Consider the following 19718-nt stretch of genomic DNA (forward strand, 5'->3'; position numbering starts at 1 on the left):
TTATTCCTGAAATTGCTCAAAAATAATATCAAGTTAAAAAAATTATCAATGGCACAGAAATTTATGGAAAAAACGAAGCTTTCCTATCTCTAGCAGACAAAAAAACTGGATTTTTCTCCCTTCTTGCTTCTTGCTTCTTGCTTCTAACTTATTCCTGAAATTTATGAATCAATCCCAATTAACAATCAATAATAATAACGAAAATTTGTGTCAAATAATCAGTCAAAGTATTGCTGAAACTGCCGAACAACGGATTACCTTTGCCAAATATATGGATTTAGTTTTATACCATCCCCAACATGGTTATTATGCAACTCATCCTGTAAATATTGGCAAACAAGGAGACTTTTTAACTTCCCCTCATTGGAGTGGTGACTTTGGAGAATTATTAGCAGAACAATTTCTGGAAATGTGGCATATTTTCCAAAGACCTAATAATTTTACTCTGGTAGAAATGGGTGCTGGTCAAGGAATTTTAGCCGAGCAAATTTTAGGTTATCTCCAACAAACACATTTAGATTTTTTCCAAACAATTGAATATCTGATTATTGAAAAGTCAGAAGTTTTAAAATCAGAACAAAAACAAAGGTTAGGGTCATATCAAGTCAGGTGGAGTGACTGGGATGAAATTTTCCATAATTCCGTGACGGGATGTTTCTTTTCTAATGAGTTGGTAGATGCTTTTCCAGTGCATAAGTTTAGAATAGAAGATCGGGAAATTCGAGAAATTTATGTCTCCTATGACTCTGAGGGAAAGTTTGTAGAAATAACTGATAAAATTTCTACTCCTGAGATTGCTGAATATTTTAAGTTAGTGGATATAAATTTACTCTCATTTGCTGATGTTGAGGGTTATCAAAGTGAAATAAATTTACAAGCTTTAGATTGGATAAAAATTGTTAGTGATAAATTACTTAAGGGATATGTATTAACTATTGATTATGGTTATCAAGCAGCACGTTATTATAATCCCGTTAGAAGAGAGGGAACTCTACAATGTTATTATCAACATCACCGAAATAATGAACCTTATTGGAATATTGGGCGACAAGATATTACTGCTCATGTTGATTTTACTGCTTTGGAAAAACAGGGAAATTTGTCAGGATTAGAAACTGTAGGTTTTACTCAACAGGGTTTATTTTTAATGGCATTAGGTTTGGGATATAGATTAAATAAATTATCAAATAATCAAGGATTTTCTATTGAAGAAGTTTTCCGACGTAGGGAAGCATTACATTCATTAATAGACCCAATGGGGTTAGGAAATTTTGGAGTATTAGTGCAGACTAAAGGTTTGCTTGAGGAGGAAAAAAAGCAAACTTTAAAAGGTTTGAGTATGCCTCCAATGAGATAAATTTAAGAAATTAAATATCCTCAACAGGTGTTTCGGGTGATAATCGGATTTAGTATTAATTTTATTCCTCTTCTAAGAATAAAGACTCTAAATTACCGAAAAAATAAGGTTTAAAGCCTCTCCTTTCAAGGAGAAAAAGCGGTCGTTTCGGCTGGTCGCCGACATGAAAAGCAGAGCTTTCCGTAGGATGGGATGGATGGGTTACCTAACCAGATCCAATCGACCAAGAAAAGAAAAAAAAATCCTTTTAACCAATCCTCTTCTTTTTAAGAAGAGGTAATTATTAATTATTAATTATTAATTATTAATTGTTAATTATTAATTATTGAAGATACCGACTAAATATCCTCACAATTTCTATTTCCACCTCAGTTACTTTATAAAAAATAATATAACCATTTCAAGGCAAACCTCTTAAATTAGGTATGATTTGAGCATAACTCCGCCTCATATTATACCATTTATCAAAAACTTTTGTACACTTTCTTGAGTAGGGGAGTGGGTAGGAACGTTGCATAAGGGAGTCTGTACGGAGGAGTAAAAATAATAATAAAGCATATTAAATTGACTAAAATAAGCAAAAAATTTATTATATATGTATTAACTACTTAATAGCTGAAGTGTCGCCTAAGTATAGCATTATTTTTGATAATTGGTATTAGGAAAGTTAGGGTGCATCTCATCTTTGCAAAAATACTTTTTTCCTATTCCCTGTTCCCTGTTCCCTAAAAGCGATAAATTTTTGGCTTTCTTCAAAATTGAGATGCACCCGAAAATTAATTAAGTTTCTACACTTATCATCAAAGTGTTTAACAAATAAAGTTGCTAAAATAATCATAAATCTCATCTATATCGCCAATAGCTGCTTGAGATAAACTATATTTATTCACCCTAATTTTCCTCTCGCAACCGCTGAAATTTTTCCTTTAATTGTGCAATAACAATTTCTCCATCAACTTTTTCACCCCTTTATAATTTTTCTAAACCTATTTTAACTTGAGCGGGAGTTTCATCAAACCATTGTTGATAATCTTGTTCTTGTTTTTCTAATAGTTTTAACGCTGCATCTATCCCCTGTTGAATATTGGTATATTTTCCCTTAGCAATTTGGGATTGAATAAATTTTTCTTGTTTGGGGACTAAGATAATATTCATCATTTTAAGAAATAAACTATATTTAATAATTATATCCTTTATTCAGGAATAATCTTATAAAAATTGGATTTGGAAACAAAATCCCTACAATAAAATATTATATTAAATCGACTTAATTCGGTATAAAAAAAATTTTCATCTTCAGCAAAGAGCAAATCTTGCTAAATTCTCTTCCCTCCTGACTTATGACTGCTGACTCCTAGATTAACTGTCTAATGATACCTATGCTACCGGATTTGATATTACAGCCTATTTAGGATTGCTATAACAACCATTCTTTAAATAAACCAGATTCTATTTTATAATAATTACCCTGTTTTTCTATGAATTCCCTTTATGTTATAACACTCCAAAGCAAGCAGATTTTATATTACATTAAAATAATAACAGCTCTCCATGGTTTTAAGTCTAATGAAATAGCATCTTCAATGGTGAGAATTGCTGTATTTACCATTGTAATGATTTTGAATGAAAACTGATTTGTTCTTGAACAATAATTTGTTTAGTAAAAATTAAATTTTCCGTAGGGTTAAAGATAGTTTTAATTTCAGGTATATCCTCTAAATTACTAACTACTGCAAGTATGTAATCATTTTTATATTTCCGAGAAGTGATAAATTCTTTGTTTGTTAACCTAACAGTTGCATAGTTAGTTTTCAGACCTTTGACTTCAACTAAAAAATATTTATTTATCATCTGAATTTGAAAATCGTAGCCATCTCCAAATGTTCTTGCATCTTGTAAAGTTCCATTTTCCAAATCGGGACAGGTTGTATAGTTTCTCATAAAAAATAGTTCTGCTCGTTGACCCGTATCCTGCAGTTGTTTAAATTTACTTTGAAGAATAGGATTAATTAACTCAGTAGATTCTCCTTCTATCCCGATAAATTTAGGAAATTTATTTTGTAAATATAGCTTGATGATTTTAGTGTAAGAATAAACATCTTCCTTACCAAAAAGTGAGTCAATAAATAGTTTTATATGAATATAAGCATCTCCTTTTTGCCACTATCCTTTTCTAGGATTATCAAAAAAATAGTCAAACAAGTCTTGTCTATTCTTAACTGTATTTACAGTTTCAGCAATGCCCAGACTGACTATATATTCAAAAAAAGATTTTTTGGTTTTAAATCCGAACTCTTTAATAAAAGCACTATCAAATTTTGCTAACTCATAACCAATTAAATTTAATATTTCATAGTGCTGATGTTTACTTGCTTTTTTAGATGCCATAAAACAACACCTTTACTTTTACTCTCAAACTTAGCATAATTCATATAATAAATCAATTATTGATCGGCTAAAAGTTGAGATTAAATATACTCATTTTCCTAAGAATAAACATTTATAGACAAAATTGCCGATTTAAGATATATTAATAAAATTAAGAAAAAAAACGATAAAATACTAAAATTACCAAAATACCCACCAAATAAAATTTTGGCAAGGAGATTAATCAATGAAAACCACTCAAGAAATAGGGCAAAAACAAAGCCGCTATAGAGGACTCACACAGGCTGAGGTTGAGACAAGTAGACAAAAATATGGTTCTAATTTATTAACGCCACCCAAGCGATCGCCTTGGTGGAAATTATGGTTAGAAAAGTTCGATGACCCAGTAATTCGGATTCTAATTATAGCTGCAGTTATTGCCATTACGGTCGGAATTTTTGAAGGGAATTATGTAGAAGGTTTAGGTATTATTGCTGCTATTCTGCTAGCTACAACCGTTGCTTTTTTAAATGAATATAAAGCTAGCAAAGAATTCGATATTCTCAACCAAGTAAATGATGAAATTCCCATCACAGTAATTCGGGATAATAATGTGACAACTGTTCCGAAAAAAGACTTAGTAATAGGGGATTTTGTACTGATAGAAACAGGAGAGGAAATACCAGCAGATGGTCGAGTAATAGAAGCAGTTTCTCTACAAGTAAACGAAGCAAGTTTAACAGGAGAAGCCATACCTGTTACTAAAGCAGCAAATGTAAATTTATCTTCTAACAACCATACTAACTATGCTTATTCTGCCAACCAAGTCTTGCGCGATACTATAGTCAACGATGGACATGGAATCATCGAAATTACAGCAGTTGGGGATGAAACGGAAATCGGAAAAACTGCTAGATGCGTTCTCGATATTACAGATGTAGAAACGCCTCTAAATCTCCAACTCGAACGTCTCAGTAATTTGATTGGTATCCTAGGTTTAGGGGTAGCAGTCTTAATCGATATTGCCTTAGTAGCAAGAGGTATCCTCACAGGAGAACTCAATCTTACCTTAGGGCAATGGTATATTATTAGTATCCTAGTGATTAGTTTAGCGATCGCCCTAACTAGAATCTGGTTGCCAATAATCATAGACGGATTAGAATCAATAGGTAAAGACATAGAAGTACCAGAGTGGTTGGAAGATGATAGTGCCATCGCTTGGTTAAAAAATATTTTGACCGCCCTCGCAATATCTGGCATCGGTATCGGAGTCGGTTACTATTTGGGATGGGTTCCCAGCGCTCCCTCTGACTGGATAACTGTAGATGTCGCCCTCAAATTCCTCACATATTTTATGATTGCAGTTGCAGTCATCGTTGTTGCTGTACCTGAAGGATTAGCTCTAAGCGTTACCCTGAGTCTCGCCTACAGTATGCAGAAAATGACTACACAGAATAATTTAGTTCGCCGGATGCACGCTTGTGAAACTATCGGCGCAACAACAGTGATTTGTTCTGATAAAACAGGCACCTTGACTGAAAACAAAATGCAGGTGAGTGATGTACAGTTTCCTAGTTTCGACAATGGCACTCTCAATGCTGACAATATTATAGTAGAAGCTATCTGTGCTAACAGTACAGCTAATTTAGAACACAGAAAAGGGGAAGAGTCTATCCCTTTGGGAGACCATACAGAAGGTGCTTTGTTATTGTGGTTAGAAGAAAACAAAATTGACTATATTGACAAACGAGAAAATTTTGACATTATCAGTCAGTTAACTTTTTCCTCAGACAGAAAGTACATGGCAACTCTCGGAATTTCCCCTACCACAGGTGAAAAAATACTCCATATTAAAGGTGCGCCAGAACTATTGTTGGCAAGTTGCAATCAAATTCTCACCTCAGATGGAGTTCAACCTTTTGCAAATTCTCAAAGAGTATCCATCGCAGCAGAGTTAAATAAGTATGAAACTATTGGTAGACGGACTTTAGGATTTGCTTATATTAGAGACCCTCAAGACTATCAACAGGGAAAGGAACTTCAGCAATATAAAGATTTGATTTTGCTAGGTTTTGTGGCGATCGCCGATCCAGTGCGAGAAGAAGTACCGCCAGCAGTAGAAATTTGTCAAAAAGCTGGCGTGAAAGTTAAGATGATTACTGGAGATAGTCGTTTGACTGCCATTGAAGTTGCCCACGAAATTGGAATTATGACCCAAGATGACAATAATGATTATTGTATCACTGGTAATAAACTCCGTGACCTTGATGATGAATCAGCTTTAGCAGTAGTGAAAACAGCTAAGGTAATTGCCAGAGCACGACCCCAGGATAAGCAACGTATTGTGCAGTTATTACAAGGAAGTGGGGAAGTAGTAGCAGTTACAGGGGATGGCACCAACGATGCACCCGCATTAAACCAAGCGCAGGTTGGTTTGTCCATGGGTAGCGGTACTTCTGTCGCCAAAGAAGCAAGCGATATTATCATTTTGAATGACTCTTTTGGCAGCATCGAAAATGCAGTTATGTGGGGGCGATCGCTTTACCAAAATATTCAAAAGTTTATCTTGTTTCAGTTAACAATAAATGTTGCTGCTTGTGGGATAGCTTTATTGGGTCCGTTTATTGGAATTAATTTGCCATTTACTGTGATTCAATTATTGTGGGTGAATTTAATCATGGATACTTTTGCTGCTCTAGCTTTAGCAACGGAACCCCCTAATCAAAAAGTCATGGATAAAGCACCGAGAAATCCCGAAGAATTTATAATTTCCCAACCAATGACGGTGAGTATTTTCTCAGTAGCGTCAATCTTTTTGGTATTTTTCGTCGGTTTCTTGCTATATATCCAAAAAGACCAGGTAGTAACGCCTTACGAACTATCTCTATTTTTCACCACATTTGTGATGTTGCAGTTTTGGAATATGTTTAATGCAAAATGTTTTGGTTTAAGAGAATCTGCATTTTCTAGTATTAGTAAAAATGGCAGTTTTGTAGCGATCGCTGCATTGATTTTCGTAGGACAAATTGTGATGGTGCAATATGGAGGAGCTGTATTTAGAACAGTTCCTTTATCTTTAAGAGATTGGTTAATAATTATTGGCGGTACTTCTATTGTGTTGTGGGTTGGAGAAATTTGGCGGATGATTCAAATGCGGTTTAAGGTTTCTTAAAAAGTCAAAACTAAAATAGTGCCTAAGAAACCTAACCCCCCAACCCCCTTCCCTACCAGGGAAGGGGGAAAAGATTTCCCCTCTCTCCTTGTAGGAGAGGGGTCGGGGAAGAGGTCTTAATTATCCTCAAAGTTACCCAAATTCTAAAACTAGACAAGCTGGTAGTAAACTTTGTACCTTAAATATGGGAATTGCTATATAATCAAAAATAGGTAAAATTTATGTCAACAGTTTATCGTTTCAAAGCTAGTGAAATTGACCATCATTTTCTAGAAGAAATTCAAGCTAAATTTGGAGAAAAAGAAATAGAGATAGTTGTTTCAGAGTTTGATGAAACAGATTATCTTTTAAAGTCAGAAAGCAACAAAAATAGACTATTAAAAGCAATTGAAAATGTTAAAGAGCGTGAAAATTTAGTTGAAGTAAATTTATAAGATTTGCAATGAGCAGAAGAATTGTTTTTGAATCCTCTATTTTCAAGAAATCCAAATCCCAATTTAGATAATGCCACAGTACGATCTTTATCATAACGAAGTTAAGAATGGATTGAGGAAAGATGGCTGGACTATCACTGACGACCCTTATACTTTAGAATATAAAGGATTGCGTTTATATGCAGATTTAGGTGCGGAAAAACTATTAGCTGCTGAAAGAGCAGAACAGAAAATTGCCGTATAAATTAAGGTTTTTAATAGTCCTTCACAAGTAACTGAACTGCAAAAAGCAATTGGTCAGTATAATATGTATAGAAGTATATTACGTCGTCTCAACCCAGAGCGAAAATTATATTTAGCAATTCCTGAAGAGGTTTACCAAGATTTTTTTCAACACAGGATGGGATGAAACAGGGCGAGTTCATGCTGTTGTTTTGCATCTAAGAATTGTAGGAGAAAACATATGGATAGAGTCAGATGGAACTGAAGGAGGAATTGCTTTAGAACTTTTAGAATTGGAGGTTCCTCAAGAAGATATTGTTTTAGGATTTATTCGTCCAAAAAATCGGCATTTAACTGATTTTTCAGTAGCTTAAATCAAGATTTAGTCTTAACTTTTGCAATGAAGTATAATGAATTATTAGAGAATAACTAAAAAAAGTAAAGAAGATGAGCAGTATCATAATCGACAACCTGGATGATGACCTTATATTTAGGTTACAAAAACGAGCAGAATATAGTGGACGTTCTCTCGAAGCAGAAGCTAAAGAAATTCTCCGTGCAGTATTAATAGAAAAGGAAGAACTTTCTTTAAATCTTGCTGCAAAAATAGAGCAACGTTTTTCCCATTTTGGAGATTTTGAAATCACTATTATATCCAGAGAACCTTAGATTAATTTTGAGGAAAAAAAAATATGAGTATGATATCTTTTCAAGAAATTATAGATTCTATTGAAAAACTATCTATTGATGAGCAAGATTATTTATTTGAGCTAATCAAAAAAAGAAGAATTGAAAAGCGACGTTTGGAGATTGCTGCTAATGCTCAAGCCACTTTAAAATCTTTGAAAGAAGGAACAGCAAAAATAGGAAATGTGGATAATTTGATTACCGATTTATTAGATGAGCAAGATGATGAAGATAGTTTGGGATAATCGTTTTAAACGTGCTTTTAGAAAATTAATAAAAAAGAAGCCTGAGTTTCAGGAGCGGATTATTAATGCTTTATATTTACTGGGTAATGACCCGTTTACTCCATCTCTAAAATCTCATAAATTAACAGGTTATTTGCAGGATTTATGGTCTTGTTCAGTTACTTATGATTGTCGTATTATATTTACTTTTGCTGAGGATGAAGATTCAGAAGAGTCTTTAATTGTTTTGATTGATATTGGCTCCCATGATGAAGTTTATTAGTTTTATAATTTAGTAGTAACTCACTAAAACGTGATTTTTCTTTGAGTAATGTTGAAAATAAAATATTTGTATCAACTATAATAGATGCTTTAGACAGTTTTTTTGTTATAATAATTTTGTCACAAATTACTACATAAATAAATATATGGTAACTAATATCAATATTGACGAAACACTCCTTGAGCAAGCTCTAGCTTTAAGCGACCATTCAACAGTAAATTTATTGATAGAAGCAGCTTTGTATGAATATATCCAACGTCGCCAACAACTGAAAGTATTAGAATTATTTGGTACTATCGACTATGAAGAAAATTATAATTATAAGCAACAAAGACAAAAAATATGAATGTTGTAGTTGATACTTCTGTTTGGTCTCTTGCATTGCGATGCAATACACCAAATGATGTAATTTCTATCGTTAATAAATTGCGAAGTTTGATTACAAATGAACAAGTCGTTTTACTCGGAGTAATTCGCCAGAAAGTGCTTTCAGGCATTCGCTATCAGGAACAATTTATTCGATTACGAGAATATCTGCGTGCTTTTTCCGACTTACAGTTAACAACTGAAGATTATGAATTAGGAGCAGAATTTTTTAATACCTGTCGTAGTCATGGTATTCAGGGATCAAATACTTATTTTTTAATTTGTGCAGTAGCTCATCATCGTGGTTATAGTATTTTTACTACCGATAAAGATTTTGATAATTTTCGGTTGTATATTCCAGTTGTTTTGTATTAAACATCATTGAAAAACTGTCTATTTATGAGCAAAATTTTTGTGGCTATTAAAGCATACTAAGATTAAAAGGTTGGAGAATTTCGCTTTCAAAAAACAATGGCGTTGGATCGAACTCTACTTTTTGTTTTTCTGTTAATATGCTCTGGGAATTATTAATATTTCTGAAGGTCTCGATCGCTACCTGAATCTGTTTTATTTGTTCGGGAGTAAGTCCAGTTACGTCAATAGTTTTATTTGTCATGGTTTCTATTAGCTAAGATTAGTTAATATTGGAGGGATGGCAATACTTTTGTTAATTATCAAATAATTTATTAGTATAGCCATAAGAAATCATTGGTGAGAAAAAAACTGTAGGGGTTTGGTCTCCAAACCCAAACGCCAATGAATTTGGAGACCAAACCCAACCTACAAATACTTGTTTGCTTACTCTTTTTACCCAGATAAGCATATAATTAATTGGCATTATTTACGTTGGGTTTAGGTAACGAAACCCAACCTACAAATACTTAAATACTTTTATTTACCACTTCATAAGTGAATCTATTTTATCGCGAGTTTTTGTGGCATTACCACAACTATTAAAACAGATAAGGTCAACTTTTACTTCACCATTACGAGCGCAGATAACATCGAAAACAGCGTTATTTCCTTGTTTAAAACGTTCAGCCCAGTTAGGTATTTTTTGAATATCTCCTTGGTTTACTAGAAATTCCATTATCGGAAGAGCTTTGTTATAACAACTTGTTTCATCTGTGGTACTCACTCTCTCCCAACCTGTACTACCTCCACTTCCTGTTTGTGCATTTGCTTCTTTAGGTAAAGAAGCAACTATTAAAGCAAAAGCTGTAAGAGCAACAAATAGTCTGCTTGTAATTGTATTAGTAGTTTTCATTTTCATCTAACTTGTGTAGGTTTTATCGTATATTTCGATATACTTGTCTATTCTAATTCGCTGATTTTCATATCTACAAGTCGGAAAAGGACGGATAAAAACGGGGATTTTGTTAAAAAATGTAAAAAAGACGGATAATGAAGGATAATAGCGGATAAGCTATTCAGAAGAATTAATTGTTAAGACAATGGACTGGCAAACAGTTTTAAATTCAATTGATGAGTTGGTCTTTCAGCAAACTGGAAAACACCTAAATAATCTGCAAATGGGAATTTTAAAGGGTGTTCTGAATAACGAAAAATACAGAGAAATTGCAGAACAATATAAATGTTCTAATGGTCATGTCAAAGATGAAGGATACGAACTCTGGCAACTTTTATCAGAGGTTTTTGGAGAGAGGTTAAATAAGTCGAATTTTGTCGCTACAGTCGAACGTTTAGGAATTGCAAATTATCAGTCTCCCCTAATAGGAAATCATGTCCGTGTCGATAATATTAATCTATGCAATAATCCCGAAACAACAGAATTAAAAAATAGGGATTTTGTCAACGAAAAATCAGATGATAAAAATACAACTTTTTGCCAACCCATCATTGAAGATGTCTTGCAGACAACCAAATTAAATACTGTATCTAAATTAATCAAACTCGGTTTAACACCACAACAAATTGCTGAAGCAGTAGATTTACCATTAAATCAAGTACAACAATTAATGGAGTAAACTTGTATATTTAGATATCTGCTGAAGAAGAATGGGTGGTAGTGAATTGTAATGGTGGTCTATTGTAATTATTTTGGTCAAAGGAATAGTCGGAGCATCTTCCTCCCATGAAGTTGCGTTGTTTATTCCCATTGTTGAAGTTCCTCTTCGGGTAGGGGTTCAAAGAATGCCTCCCCCAGTTTTCCAGTGAGAAGTCCAGGGGTTCTAGGTTGGGGGTTTTCTAGATTTAACCGTAAGCGGAAGTCGTGAATAAACTCATAAATTTCTGACAGTTTCTCCTCTGGGATATCTTGCAGTTCTTGTATTATTTTCTCAATTAACATAATTCTCCAGCTTTGAATCAATTGACAACTATTGTATAGTAACAGAACTTATATCATGTCCGGATAATCAACGATCAAAAAGTTTTTTTTGTAGTTTGGCTTTAGCCCTATCTATGAGTTCGTGCTAAAGCCAAACTACGAACTTTAATTATAACTACTCAAGCGGAGATAATATTACGCATATAGCACTTCACGCTTCGGTTTGACTAGGAATCAAAATCAAAGACCAGTAAGGAACCTCTGTCGGTTCAACCTCAGTAATAGCAATAATTTTTTGCTCAGTTTGAGTTGCCCTTTCAATATAAAGCGCCCGATATAACAACCCTAACTCATCCAAAATCTTGCGGACTTTGGCAAAATGTCTGCCTAATTTGATAATTACCGCTGCATCCGCAACAGCAAGGGTATCCCGCAACTTAACTTCATCCAAAGTAGCAGGTATAATACTCAAAACATCATTGCGGTAAGTAATTGGCACCCCCAGCATAGCTGCACTTGCTAATGTTGAAGAAATTCCCGGTATAACTTCCGTGGGAAACTGCTCCGAAAGTCGCTGAAAAAGATACATAAATGAGCCATACAACATTGGTTCCCCCTCGCATAAAACTGCCACATCTTGTCCAGATTTTAGGTATTCGGCAATCTGTTCCGCAGCTTTGTCATAATACGGTTGGGATGATTCCTTAACATTAAAAGGCAAACACATAGGAATTTCAATCTGGTCAAAACGAATAAACTCAGCAGCGATCGCCCGTGCCAAAGATTTGCCATTTTCTGAGGTAGGGTAAGCAATTACTGGAACAGTAGTTAAAATGCGGTGTGCTTTGAGAGTCAGTAACTCTGGGTCGCCAGGTCCAATGCCTAATCCATATAGTTTTCCTAGTAATGTTCTTTTTCTCGGCTTTTTCAAAATTTCCAAGTTAACTTTACTTCAAATTTGCTCTTATACTTGATCCCTCCAAGGCTATCGAACTTCAACCCAGGCTTAGGATTATAAGTGAGAGTCGCATAGCTAGGAACCCACCAGGGATTATCACCACTACCAACTACTTTTTCTAGTTCAATATCGTTGAGTTCTTCCCATTCGGTCGGTGCTTCAAAGCCAGGTTGTCTCTGGGGCAAGATATCTTTTTTTTCTATGATGGAATTTTCCATGGTTGCTCCTTAAATTGTTTGTTATTACTTTTTGTTTTAGGGAAGGAATAATTACTCATCCCTTGTTCTATTTATATCAAACTGCTTAACCTTATAAATGCCAAACTGGCAGCAAAAAAATCTAGTATTTAGGTTGAGTAGACCAAAGGGTTCTCATTGTTAGGAGTCAGGAGTCACAAATTAGGAGAGGGTTTCATTCTTGCACCTAACACCAGTAACACTTTATTGGGTTTCCCTACCGCACCAATTTGTGGAAGCAAGCTACAACCCAACCTAAGTTAAACGTTAAAAAAATTGAATTGTAGGGGCGGGTTCATATGGGGACATCGAGCTCGCTTCAAAGGTTTAGCTAAACCCGCCCCTACTTCCCATTGGTGGTTGGGAGCGGGTTTATTTAATTTATTGGTCAATATCAATGTTTTTAGATAACGCCCCTACCACTCCACTGAATAATAGGGAAAACGATTCGCTTTAATAAAATCTATCGCTGTTTTTGCGATCGCTGCATTCATTTTCTTCTTCTTGTCATTTTTTCTTCTTGGGGGGGGAAGGGAACTTCATTCTTCTTCTCTTTCTTCTTGTTCTTTTTTCTTCTTGGGGGGGGAAGGGAACTTCAGTTTTTTATAGGGGTCCTTCGGACGTAACTCGTATTCCCATACAATATGTGGCCAGATGCTTTCGCGCCGAAAGAGACCGCCGGTGCATCCCTCCAATTCTTTATCAGAGAGAGGAGAGAAGGTCTCTCTCTCAGTAGGTGGAGTAACAGAGGAATTCTTGTGGTGGGAGCAGCTGGAATTAGGGCTGTGAGTAGTGGTACAGTTCTTGTCGGCATACATTTCGTTGTTATTTTGCATTTTCATTAATTTTTTTCTGTTTTCTGTTTTCTAATTACTTTTGGTGTCTGAGAGTTTAACACTTTTTAATAGAAAAAATAATTAAATTATTATTAAATTAATTAAGCCAACTGACGACTAACTAACCTCCTAAACAACCCCTCCTCTTCCATCAACTCATCAAAACTCCCCTTCTGCACGACTCTCCCCTGAGACATGACATAAATAACATTGGCATTCCGAATGGTACTCAACCGATGAGCAATAACAACGCGAGTCACATTCAACTCCTCCAAACTCTCAGTCACGATCGCCTGAGTTTTATTATCTAAAGCACTGGTCGCTTCATCAAACAAAATAATTTTCGGCTGCAATATCAACGCTCGCGCAGTTAACAACCGTTGTCGTTTACTCTGGAAGAATGTGCCCATAAATATGGATTGTGTCAAAAAATTCTAACTATTGTCCAACAGATGAATTAAATATCAATCAAGAGAAACAGAGCGATCGCTACTTTTTGCGCGTAGGAAATTTCCACTACTGTCTACTTCTTCCATACCTTTTTTGTGGAGATATCAAATGGCTGGTCTCAAAAAAATTCTAACTATTGTCCAACAGATGAATTAAATATCAACTCTAGAATCAAAAGCGATCGCTACTTTTTGCGCGTAGGAAATTTCCACTACTGCTTACTCCCTCAATAGCTCTTTTCTGGAGATATCAAATGGCTTGTGCCAAAAAATTCTAACTATTGTCCAACAGATGAATTAAACATCAATCAAGAGAAACAGGGCGATCGGGAAGGAGAGATCAAATGGCTTGTGTCAAAAAATTCTAACTATTGTCCAACAGATGAATTAAACATCAATCAAGAGAAACAGAGCGATCGCTCTGTTTTGTCAAGAAGTTTTTCTGTCTTTCAAGGTTGGGTGTTTGAGCAACTTCTGTTCCTGCCGAAAACGCACCCTACTAGACTGATTGATTGTAAAATAGAGCTGTAGTTTAGATAGCTGGTAGAAAAAAAATGTTGAACTTAAGGTTATTAAATCCAAATTTAATCTCTCAAAATCGAGAAAACTATCAAAGACTTACTTATCCTCGTTATCGTCCTCTACTAGATAATCTTCAAGATTCAAGATACATTGCTATAAGTGCGGAGGATGATCAAGAAATATTAGGATTGGCTATAGGAGAAGTAGATTATAAACAAAATATCGGGGAAGTTTTATCTCTGTTTGTTATTCCAGAATATCGAAGACAAGGCATTGGTAATGAGTTATTGATTGCCCTAGAAACAGAAATAAGGGGGAAAAATTGCCAACAAATTGATTTGATTTTTATTCCCAATAAAACTGTTATTGCTTTGGAAAAAATATTGCAGAAAAATGGTTGGTCTGAGCCTAAAGCTCGTATGTTGATTGCTCTAGGAGATCCAAAAACCATGAGAAACGTAACTTGGTTAAATCTAGATCAGAAATTACCATTAGGTTATGAAATCTTTCCTTGGCGAAAGTTAACTTCAAAGGAAAGAAAAACTATTCAAGAGTTACAAAAAAAATCACCTTGGTATCCAGATATTTTATCTCCTTTCACCGACGAGGATATTATTGAACCAATTAATAGTTTAGGTTTAAGATACAATCATGAAGTTGTAGGTTGGATGATTACTCACCGAATTTCAAAGAATACTATTCGTTACACAAAGCTATTTGTCAAAGAAGAATTGCAATCTATCGGCAGAGGAATTGCTCTTCTTGGACGAGCAATAAAACTGCAAATAAATCATCCTGAAATCAATCAATGCAGTTTTACTGTTCAAATAGAGAATGAAAAAATGGTTAAATTTACTGAAAGAAGATTCAAACCTTATTTAGATTCTTTTCGTAAATCTTTTATTAGTAGTAAATTGATACCGAACATGACACAACTTCTGACTTCCTTCTGACTTACAGCCTATTCCATGTAAGTTTGGTACAGTGATTCTAGTAGATTGGCGAAAGTCAGAATGAAAACTTAATTCCATACTTCAAAAACTTATGATGCCTGAAATTAAGGTGATGAGGAAAGAAATTAAACCAACGATTAGAACAATTAAGGCTAATTTTCGGCTATAGACAAACATTAAACCCAAATTTAACAGGGAAAATACACCAGTAAAAATCGTTGTAATAACGGCACTATTAACTAAATTACTAATCTGACTAATTGCAGCAATGCGAGTTAATAAATCTCCCGTACTAAATTCTCGGAAAAAAATTGGATTTAGCTGAAAGAGGCGGTCATAAATTCCAGATTGTAAATTAATTTCCATTCCCTGAGAAACTTTGATAGACATTATTCCTTGGAGCAAACTAAATAAGGATGTTCCTACAGTAACGGCAAGTAAACCAAATCCTATTTGCCATAACAATAATTTGTCGCTATCAGGAATAGCATTATTAACAAGAATGGCACTTGCTTGAGGAGTAATCATACCCATCAGACTAATTATTGTGCCTAAAAGAATAGTTTTAATTCCATCCCATTCATAACTTTTGATGGCAAATAAAAATATCTCCCAAACATTTTTTACCTGGAAAGGGAAGGGGCGATAAAAAGTAAATGCTGTTGATGATAAAGTAGCAGCAACATTTTGATTTATAGGAATAGAAGTTTGAGTTTTGGGGTTATAGAGAAGATATTTATTTTTGTGGGGTAATAAAGCAACGGGTATATTTTCTAATTCGAGCCAACCTAACAATGCACCAGAATTTTTTTGCCACCATTTATCTCTTAGTTTTACTGTTCGTATTCGACAACGTGAAGCTTTAACAATCTCTTGTAAATCTTGTTGATAATCAGCAGGATATTTTTTTTCTGGGAGGGTATTTCGGAAATTTTTCGTCTGTGCAGATGGTGGTTTAATTTCTATCTGACTGGCACGACCTATTGCTCCTACTGCTATTAATAATAAGTCATTAAAGTTAGAGGTTATTGAGTTAGTTGTTTCTCGATTATATAAGACAGAAACAAAATTTTGCATTGTTTCTGCTTGACTGCGTTGATTATAGGTTTTGAGTTGTTGAGAATTGAATATTTCTGTTTGTTCCTCAGTCAAAATAACTTCGTGCAGATAATTGCAAAAATTATTGTTGATTGTGACAATTTGAGAAAAATTAGGATGTTCAGATTCGGCAAAAGATGGCAAGGAAAAATCATTGGGGATTGAGTTAACAGATTCATCTACCGGATTTAACTCTTGATTTGTATTGGATTGATAATTTTGACTTGTAATAAATTCATACTTTTGATTTTGAGATTGCTTCTCTTCGCTCGCAACGCTACGCACTTTTGACTTTTGAATTATAAAGAGGTGATTTAACCATTTTTCGACTAAATGATGATACAAATTATTGAAATATTCAGTTAAATCTGTATTGGTAATATTAATCTGAATTAATTCGGCTTTATCCAAAGCAATTCCTAAGAATTTGCCTGGAGTCTGAGCATCGCAATTAAAAATTAACTCTCCTTGTTTAACTGTAAATAAATAATGACGATTTCCGATTAATTCTCCCGCTTCTTCCAGAGAATAAAATATTTCCACTTCCCCAGATTTTACTAACCAGATAATTTGCGGATATTCAAAAATTAGAGGTTGATTACCTTCCAGAAAATAATGTTCTCCTTTGTTTTCTAAATTAGTCAATAACCGATTAATAAAAACAGAATTTTCAGTAATATTTTCCTCTTGTATTTCTCCATTTATTTCCGACATCCAGCTCCCTTCTTCCTTCATTCTGACTCCTGTACGGACGTTGCATGCAACGTCCCTACGATTCCTTCTTTCTTCATTCTGACTCCTGACTCCTGACTCCTGACTCCTTTCTTCTACCTCCAATAATTCACGATAATAAATACCTTCATTCCAAAGTTGTTGATGAGTACCTCTTTCTAATACTTTTCCTTCTTTTAAAACCAGAATTTCATCACAATCTCGAATCGTACTTAAACGGTGTGCCACAACAATACAAGCACAACCTCGACGACGTAAATTATGATCGATAATTCTTTCCGTTTCCGCATCTAAACTACTCGTTGCTTCATCTAAAATTAAAATTCTAGGATTATTTACTAACGCCCTGGCAATTTCCAAACGTTGTCTTTGACCCCCCGAGAAATTCACCCCACCTTCCAACAAATTCGCATCATAACCACCAGTTAAAGTCATAATAAATTCGTGAATATTTGCATCTTTACAAGCTTGAATTAAAGCAGAATTACTAATCGTTGGATTCCATAAAGTTAAATTTTCTCGAATTGTTCCTTCAAATAAAAATATATCTTGCGCCACCATTGCCACAGACTTTGTTAAGACCGAGCGAGGAATTTCTTGACGACCCACATCGTCAAATAAAACTTCTCCTAATTGAGGTTCATATAAACCACAAACTAAATTAGCAATAGTTGACTTTCCAGACCCACTTTTTCCCACCAAAGCAACTCTTGAACCAGGCGTAATTAACAAATAAAAATTTTCGATTAATGGAGGTTTTAAAGGATTATAACCAAAAGTAATGTTTCTAAGTTCAACTTTACCTTTTAATAGGGAATATGAAATTAAAAATCCAGGCGGAGCATCTTGCTCCGCACCATAATTAACTGCATCATTAATCTGTTTTTCTGATTCATTTCCTTCTTCAAAAATAGAATTTTCTACTGCTTCAGTAATTTCAATATCTTCATCAAGAGGATGATCTAAAACATCATCAAGACGTTCCAAATTTGCTTCCAACTCTTGTAAACTACTGCCAAAATTGATTAATTCCCCCAGAGGATTTAAAAAACCAGAAGCTACAGTTTGAAATGCCACTAACATCCCAATACTCATTTCCCCTGCCATTACTTTTAACCCTCCTAATACCAAAATTATCCCAGAAGCAAGAGTGCTTAAAAATGTTGGTAAAACAGTTAACACTTTGGTTTGAATATTTAATCTTTGCTCCTCATTCATAACCTGAGAATATATTCCCAAAATCCGCGCAAAGATATAAGATTCTAAACCCCCCGCTTTCAGAGTTTCAATTGCTCCTAAACTACCCAAAAGATAACCAGATAATTTTCCTTTTTTTTCGCTCAAATTTAAAGTTGCTTCAACCCGAAATTGTCGGAGCCAATATAATGCTGCTATATTAATCAAACCAAAAACTATAGTAATTCCAGCTAAAACTCCATTATAAAAACTCATTAAAACGGCATAAAACACCAGCATTATCGCATCAATTAAAGTATTCGCTACCCGACTCAATAGTTGCACAGTTTGGTCATTCAAGGCAGCACGAGAACTAATATCTCCAGCAAATCTTTGAGCATAAAATCTCATCGGCAACCGCAACAAATGCCACATAAACTGACTATTCATCGTAATATAAAGTTTAATAATTAACTTCCGCAAGAAAATATATTGCATCCTAGCAACAGTAAATTGTAAAATCGTTGTTACTGCCATTCCTACAAGTAAAGGGCGGAGCCAATCTTGCGAACCCTCCACTAAAACTTGGTCAACAAAGACCAAACTAAAAGCCGGAATAATTAAGCGAATTAGACTGAGGAAAAAACCAGCGATAAAAGTAAAAGTAAGAGCCGTTTTCGAGTTTTGTAAACGAACAGCTAAATAAGCAATAAAATTTCTTTTTTTTCCTCCTTTAACAAACTCTTCCCCCGGTTCCATCTGTAAAACAATACCACTGTAAGAATTCGCAAATTCTTCCTTACTAACTTTCCGCCTACCCAATGCCGGATCGTTGAGATAAGCAAACTTTTTATCAAAACCTTCTACTACCAAAAAATGATTAAATTTCCAAAAAATAATCACAGGTAAATCGGTATTTTCTAAGAATTCAACAGTACTTTTTCCACCCCTAGCTGTCAAACCATATTCTCTTGCCGTCCTCACAATTTGACCTGCATTAGTACCATCTCGACTCACACCACATTTACCGCGCAACTCCATTAAAGGAACTTCACGTCCATAATATTTCAGAATAATACCCAAAGATGCGGCACCACATTCAGTAGCTTCTCTTTGCAAAAAAGGCTTCGTTTTTACTCTCATTTTTTTATTGCTTACAAATTTTGTAAATCTTGTATAGTATCTTAGAAAGAATGTTACGATAATATAATATAATGGATGTCTAATACAAACCCTGTTTTTAACCTAAAATATAATTAACTATTAAGATGCCTGTGCTTTCAACAATTAATAATTACCTCTCCTTGAAAAGAAGAGGTAATTATTAATTATTCATTATTAATTATTATCCCCTTA

General features: G+C 34.5%; 25 protein-coding genes and 1 pseudogene. 13 read left to right on the top strand and 13 right to left on the bottom strand.

The window, feature by feature from the left end; translation table 11 throughout:
- Nucleotides 1-163 precede the first annotated feature (163 nt).
- A complete protein-coding gene (locus tag ACP6PM_RS27025; RefSeq protein WP_426589991.1) occupies nucleotides 164-1357 on the top strand; it encodes a class I SAM-dependent methyltransferase in 1194 nt (397 codons plus the stop codon).
- 679 nt (nucleotides 1358-2036) lie between these two features.
- Here ACP6PM_RS27025 and ACP6PM_RS27030 read toward each other — a convergent pair.
- The 4 genes from ACP6PM_RS27030 to ACP6PM_RS27045 form a co-directional block, all read right to left on the bottom strand.
- Complete coding sequence (locus ACP6PM_RS27030) at nucleotides 2037-2195, bottom strand: hypothetical protein (protein ID WP_426589992.1); 159 nt, start codon at nucleotides 2193-2195, stop codon at nucleotides 2037-2039.
- Between the two features lie 131 nt (nucleotides 2196-2326).
- The gene (locus ACP6PM_RS27035; RefSeq protein WP_426589993.1) at nucleotides 2327-2515 is read right to left on the bottom strand and encodes a ribbon-helix-helix domain-containing protein; all 189 of its coding nucleotides are present in this window, start codon (nucleotides 2513-2515) and stop codon (nucleotides 2327-2329) included.
- A 444-nt stretch (nucleotides 2516-2959) separates the two neighbouring features.
- A complete protein-coding gene (locus ACP6PM_RS27040) occupies nucleotides 2960-3298 on the bottom strand; it encodes a protein NO VEIN domain-containing protein (RefSeq protein ID WP_426589994.1) in 339 nt (112 codons plus the stop codon).
- 222 nt (nucleotides 3299-3520) lie between these two features.
- The gene (locus ACP6PM_RS27045) at nucleotides 3521-3745 is read right to left on the bottom strand and encodes a hypothetical protein (protein WP_426589995.1); all 225 of its coding nucleotides are present in this window, start codon (nucleotides 3743-3745) and stop codon (nucleotides 3521-3523) included.
- 226 nt (nucleotides 3746-3971) lie between these two features.
- On the opposite strand from ACP6PM_RS27045, the gene ACP6PM_RS27050 reads away from it, so the two are divergent.
- From ACP6PM_RS27050 to ACP6PM_RS27090, 9 genes and pseudogenes are all read left to right on the top strand, one after another.
- On the top strand, nucleotides 3972-6896 hold the full coding sequence (locus ACP6PM_RS27050) for a calcium-translocating P-type ATPase, PMCA-type (protein ID WP_426589996.1): 2925 nt from the start codon (nucleotides 3972-3974) through the stop codon (nucleotides 6894-6896).
- Between the two features lie 221 nt (nucleotides 6897-7117).
- On the top strand, nucleotides 7118-7330 hold the full coding sequence (locus tag ACP6PM_RS27055; protein WP_426589997.1) for a hypothetical protein: 213 nt from the start codon (nucleotides 7118-7120) through the stop codon (nucleotides 7328-7330).
- A gap of 70 nt (nucleotides 7331-7400) precedes the next feature.
- Nucleotides 7401-7739, top strand: a pseudogene (locus ACP6PM_RS27060) (XisH family protein).
- A gap of 25 nt (nucleotides 7740-7764) precedes the next feature.
- Nucleotides 7765-7926, top strand: a complete 162-nt coding sequence (locus ACP6PM_RS27065; protein ID WP_426589998.1) for an element excision factor XisI family protein — start codon at nucleotides 7765-7767, stop codon at nucleotides 7924-7926.
- Nucleotides 7927-7999: 73 nt separating this feature from the next.
- Nucleotides 8000-8221, top strand: coding sequence for a FitA-like ribbon-helix-helix domain-containing protein (locus ACP6PM_RS27070; RefSeq protein WP_426589999.1), 222 nt, complete (start codon nucleotides 8000-8002; stop codon nucleotides 8219-8221).
- Between the two features lie 23 nt (nucleotides 8222-8244).
- Nucleotides 8245-8484 (top strand): hypothetical protein, encoded by a 240-nt coding sequence (locus tag ACP6PM_RS27075; RefSeq protein ID WP_426590000.1) that lies wholly within the window; start codon nucleotides 8245-8247, stop codon nucleotides 8482-8484.
- Nucleotides 8462-8746 (top strand): type II toxin-antitoxin system RelE/ParE family toxin, encoded by a 285-nt coding sequence (locus tag ACP6PM_RS27080; RefSeq protein WP_426590001.1) that lies wholly within the window; start codon nucleotides 8462-8464, stop codon nucleotides 8744-8746. Before ACP6PM_RS27075 ends, ACP6PM_RS27080 begins: the two co-directional genes overlap by 23 nt.
- Nucleotides 8747-8891: 145 nt before the next feature.
- On the top strand, nucleotides 8892-9092 hold the full coding sequence (locus tag ACP6PM_RS27085; RefSeq protein WP_426590002.1) for a type II toxin-antitoxin system VapB family antitoxin: 201 nt from the start codon (nucleotides 8892-8894) through the stop codon (nucleotides 9090-9092).
- Entirely contained in the window at nucleotides 9089-9487 is a 399-nt protein-coding gene (locus tag ACP6PM_RS27090) for a PIN domain-containing protein (protein ID WP_426590003.1), read from the top strand. The genes ACP6PM_RS27085 and ACP6PM_RS27090 overlap by 4 nt, the downstream gene beginning before the upstream one ends.
- A 46-nt stretch (nucleotides 9488-9533) precedes the next feature.
- Here ACP6PM_RS27090 and ACP6PM_RS27095 read toward each other — a convergent pair whose 3' ends face one another.
- The 3 genes from ACP6PM_RS27095 to ACP6PM_RS27105 are packed head-to-tail and all read right to left on the bottom strand — an operon-like array spanning nucleotide 9534 to nucleotide 10379.
- Nucleotides 9534-9728 (bottom strand): hypothetical protein, encoded by a 195-nt coding sequence (locus ACP6PM_RS27095; RefSeq protein WP_426590004.1) that lies wholly within the window; start codon nucleotides 9726-9728, stop codon nucleotides 9534-9536.
- A gap of 51 nt (nucleotides 9729-9779) precedes the next feature.
- Complete coding sequence (locus ACP6PM_RS27100) at nucleotides 9780-9950, bottom strand: hypothetical protein (protein WP_426590005.1); 171 nt, start codon at nucleotides 9948-9950, stop codon at nucleotides 9780-9782.
- Between the two features lie 57 nt (nucleotides 9951-10007).
- Nucleotides 10008-10379 (bottom strand): hypothetical protein, encoded by a 372-nt coding sequence (locus tag ACP6PM_RS27105; protein WP_426590006.1) that lies wholly within the window; start codon nucleotides 10377-10379, stop codon nucleotides 10008-10010.
- Nucleotides 10380-10566: 187 nt separating this feature from the next.
- Here ACP6PM_RS27105 and ACP6PM_RS27110 point away from each other — a divergent pair, with 187 nt between their 5' ends.
- Nucleotides 10567-11100 carry a helix-turn-helix domain-containing protein gene (locus ACP6PM_RS27110; RefSeq protein ID WP_426590007.1) on the top strand — a complete coding sequence of 178 codons (534 nt, stop codon included), beginning with the start codon at nucleotides 10567-10569 and terminating at the stop codon, nucleotides 11098-11100.
- Between the two features lie 122 nt (nucleotides 11101-11222).
- On the opposite strand, the gene ACP6PM_RS27115 is transcribed toward ACP6PM_RS27110, so the two are convergent.
- From ACP6PM_RS27115 to ACP6PM_RS27135, 5 genes are all read right to left on the bottom strand, one after another.
- On the bottom strand, nucleotides 11223-11423 hold the full coding sequence (locus ACP6PM_RS27115) for a hypothetical protein (protein WP_426590008.1): 201 nt from the start codon (nucleotides 11421-11423) through the stop codon (nucleotides 11223-11225).
- A gap of 190 nt (nucleotides 11424-11613) precedes the next feature.
- Nucleotides 11614-12333 (bottom strand): precorrin-2 C(20)-methyltransferase, encoded by a 720-nt coding sequence (cobI, locus tag ACP6PM_RS27120; RefSeq protein WP_426590009.1) that lies wholly within the window; start codon nucleotides 12331-12333, stop codon nucleotides 11614-11616.
- A complete protein-coding gene (locus tag ACP6PM_RS27125; protein WP_426590010.1) occupies nucleotides 12330-12578 on the bottom strand; it encodes a hypothetical protein in 249 nt (82 codons plus the stop codon). The genes cobI and ACP6PM_RS27125 overlap by 4 nt, the downstream gene beginning before the upstream one ends.
- A 557-nt stretch (nucleotides 12579-13135) precedes the next feature.
- Complete coding sequence (locus tag ACP6PM_RS27130) at nucleotides 13136-13438, bottom strand: hypothetical protein (protein WP_426590011.1); 303 nt, start codon at nucleotides 13436-13438, stop codon at nucleotides 13136-13138.
- 95 nt (nucleotides 13439-13533) lie between these two features.
- Nucleotides 13534-13860 (bottom strand): hypothetical protein, encoded by a 327-nt coding sequence (locus tag ACP6PM_RS27135; RefSeq protein WP_426590012.1) that lies wholly within the window; start codon nucleotides 13858-13860, stop codon nucleotides 13534-13536.
- 282 nt (nucleotides 13861-14142) lie between these two features.
- Here ACP6PM_RS27135 and ACP6PM_RS27140 point away from each other — a divergent pair, with 282 nt between their 5' ends.
- Together ACP6PM_RS27140 and ACP6PM_RS27145 are read left to right on the top strand one after the other, a co-directional pair.
- Complete coding sequence (locus ACP6PM_RS27140) at nucleotides 14143-14412, top strand: hypothetical protein (protein WP_426590013.1); 270 nt, start codon at nucleotides 14143-14145, stop codon at nucleotides 14410-14412.
- Between the two features lie 23 nt (nucleotides 14413-14435).
- A complete protein-coding gene (locus tag ACP6PM_RS27145; RefSeq protein WP_426590014.1) occupies nucleotides 14436-15356 on the top strand; it encodes a GNAT family N-acetyltransferase in 921 nt (306 codons plus the stop codon).
- 81 nt (nucleotides 15357-15437) lie between these two features.
- Here ACP6PM_RS27145 and ACP6PM_RS27150 read toward each other — a convergent pair whose 3' ends face one another.
- Nucleotides 15438-19505 carry an NHLP family bacteriocin export ABC transporter peptidase/permease/ATPase subunit gene (locus ACP6PM_RS27150; RefSeq protein ID WP_426590015.1) on the bottom strand — a complete coding sequence of 1356 codons (4068 nt, stop codon included), beginning with the start codon at nucleotides 19503-19505 and terminating at the stop codon, nucleotides 15438-15440.
- Nucleotides 19506-19718: the final 213 nt, after the last annotated feature.

The organism is Dapis brunnea BLCC-M229 (genome assembly GCF_050015995.1).
Classification (GTDB): domain Bacteria; phylum Cyanobacteriota; class Cyanobacteriia; order Cyanobacteriales; family Microcoleaceae; genus Trichodesmium.

Bases quoted from the DNA above. Each gene is read 5' to 3' on its own strand.
- ACP6PM_RS27105 (WP_426590006.1), bottom strand. From the start codon at position 10,379: ATGAAAACTACTAATACAATTACAAGCAGACTATTTGTTGCTCTTACA.
- ACP6PM_RS27130 (WP_426590011.1), bottom strand. From the start codon at position 13,438: ATGAAAATGCAAAATAACAACGAAATGTATGCCGACAAGAACTGTACC.
- ACP6PM_RS27080 (WP_426590001.1), top strand. From the start codon at position 8,462: ATGATGAAGATAGTTTGGGATAATCGTTTTAAACGTGCTTTTAGAAAA.
- ACP6PM_RS27070 (WP_426589999.1), top strand. From the start codon at position 8,000: ATGAGCAGTATCATAATCGACAACCTGGATGATGACCTTATATTTAGG.
- ACP6PM_RS27075 (WP_426590000.1), top strand. From the start codon at position 8,245: ATGAGTATGATATCTTTTCAAGAAATTATAGATTCTATTGAAAAACTA.
- ACP6PM_RS27035 (WP_426589993.1), bottom strand. From the start codon at position 2,515: ATGATGAATATTATCTTAGTCCCCAAACAAGAAAAATTTATTCAATCC.
- ACP6PM_RS27145 (WP_426590014.1), top strand. From the start codon at position 14,436: ATGTTGAACTTAAGGTTATTAAATCCAAATTTAATCTCTCAAAATCGA.
- ACP6PM_RS27110 (WP_426590007.1), top strand. From the start codon at position 10,567: ATGGACTGGCAAACAGTTTTAAATTCAATTGATGAGTTGGTCTTTCAG.
- ACP6PM_RS27090 (WP_426590003.1), top strand. From the start codon at position 9,089: ATGAATGTTGTAGTTGATACTTCTGTTTGGTCTCTTGCATTGCGATGC.
- ACP6PM_RS27115 (WP_426590008.1), bottom strand. From the start codon at position 11,423: ATGTTAATTGAGAAAATAATACAAGAACTGCAAGATATCCCAGAGGAG.
- ACP6PM_RS27040 (WP_426589994.1), bottom strand. From the start codon at position 3,298: ATGAGAAACTATACAACCTGTCCCGATTTGGAAAATGGAACTTTACAA.
- ACP6PM_RS27025 (WP_426589991.1), top strand. From the start codon at position 164: ATGAATCAATCCCAATTAACAATCAATAATAATAACGAAAATTTGTGT.
- ACP6PM_RS27085 (WP_426590002.1), top strand. From the start codon at position 8,892: ATGGTAACTAATATCAATATTGACGAAACACTCCTTGAGCAAGCTCTA.
- ACP6PM_RS27095 (WP_426590004.1), bottom strand. From the start codon at position 9,728: ATGACAAATAAAACTATTGACGTAACTGGACTTACTCCCGAACAAATA.
- ACP6PM_RS27050 (WP_426589996.1), top strand. From the start codon at position 3,972: ATGAAAACCACTCAAGAAATAGGGCAAAAACAAAGCCGCTATAGAGGA.
- ACP6PM_RS27125 (WP_426590010.1), bottom strand. From the start codon at position 12,578: ATGGAAAATTCCATCATAGAAAAAAAAGATATCTTGCCCCAGAGACAA.
- ACP6PM_RS27055 (WP_426589997.1), top strand. From the start codon at position 7,118: ATGTCAACAGTTTATCGTTTCAAAGCTAGTGAAATTGACCATCATTTT.
- ACP6PM_RS27045 (WP_426589995.1), bottom strand. From the start codon at position 3,745: ATGGCATCTAAAAAAGCAAGTAAACATCAGCACTATGAAATATTAAAT.
- ACP6PM_RS27150 (WP_426590015.1), bottom strand. From the start codon at position 19,505: ATGAGAGTAAAAACGAAGCCTTTTTTGCAAAGAGAAGCTACTGAATGT.
- ACP6PM_RS27100 (WP_426590005.1), bottom strand. From the start codon at position 9,950: ATGCCAATTAATTATATGCTTATCTGGGTAAAAAGAGTAAGCAAACAA.
- ACP6PM_RS27030 (WP_426589992.1), bottom strand. From the start codon at position 2,195: ATGATTATTTTAGCAACTTTATTTGTTAAACACTTTGATGATAAGTGT.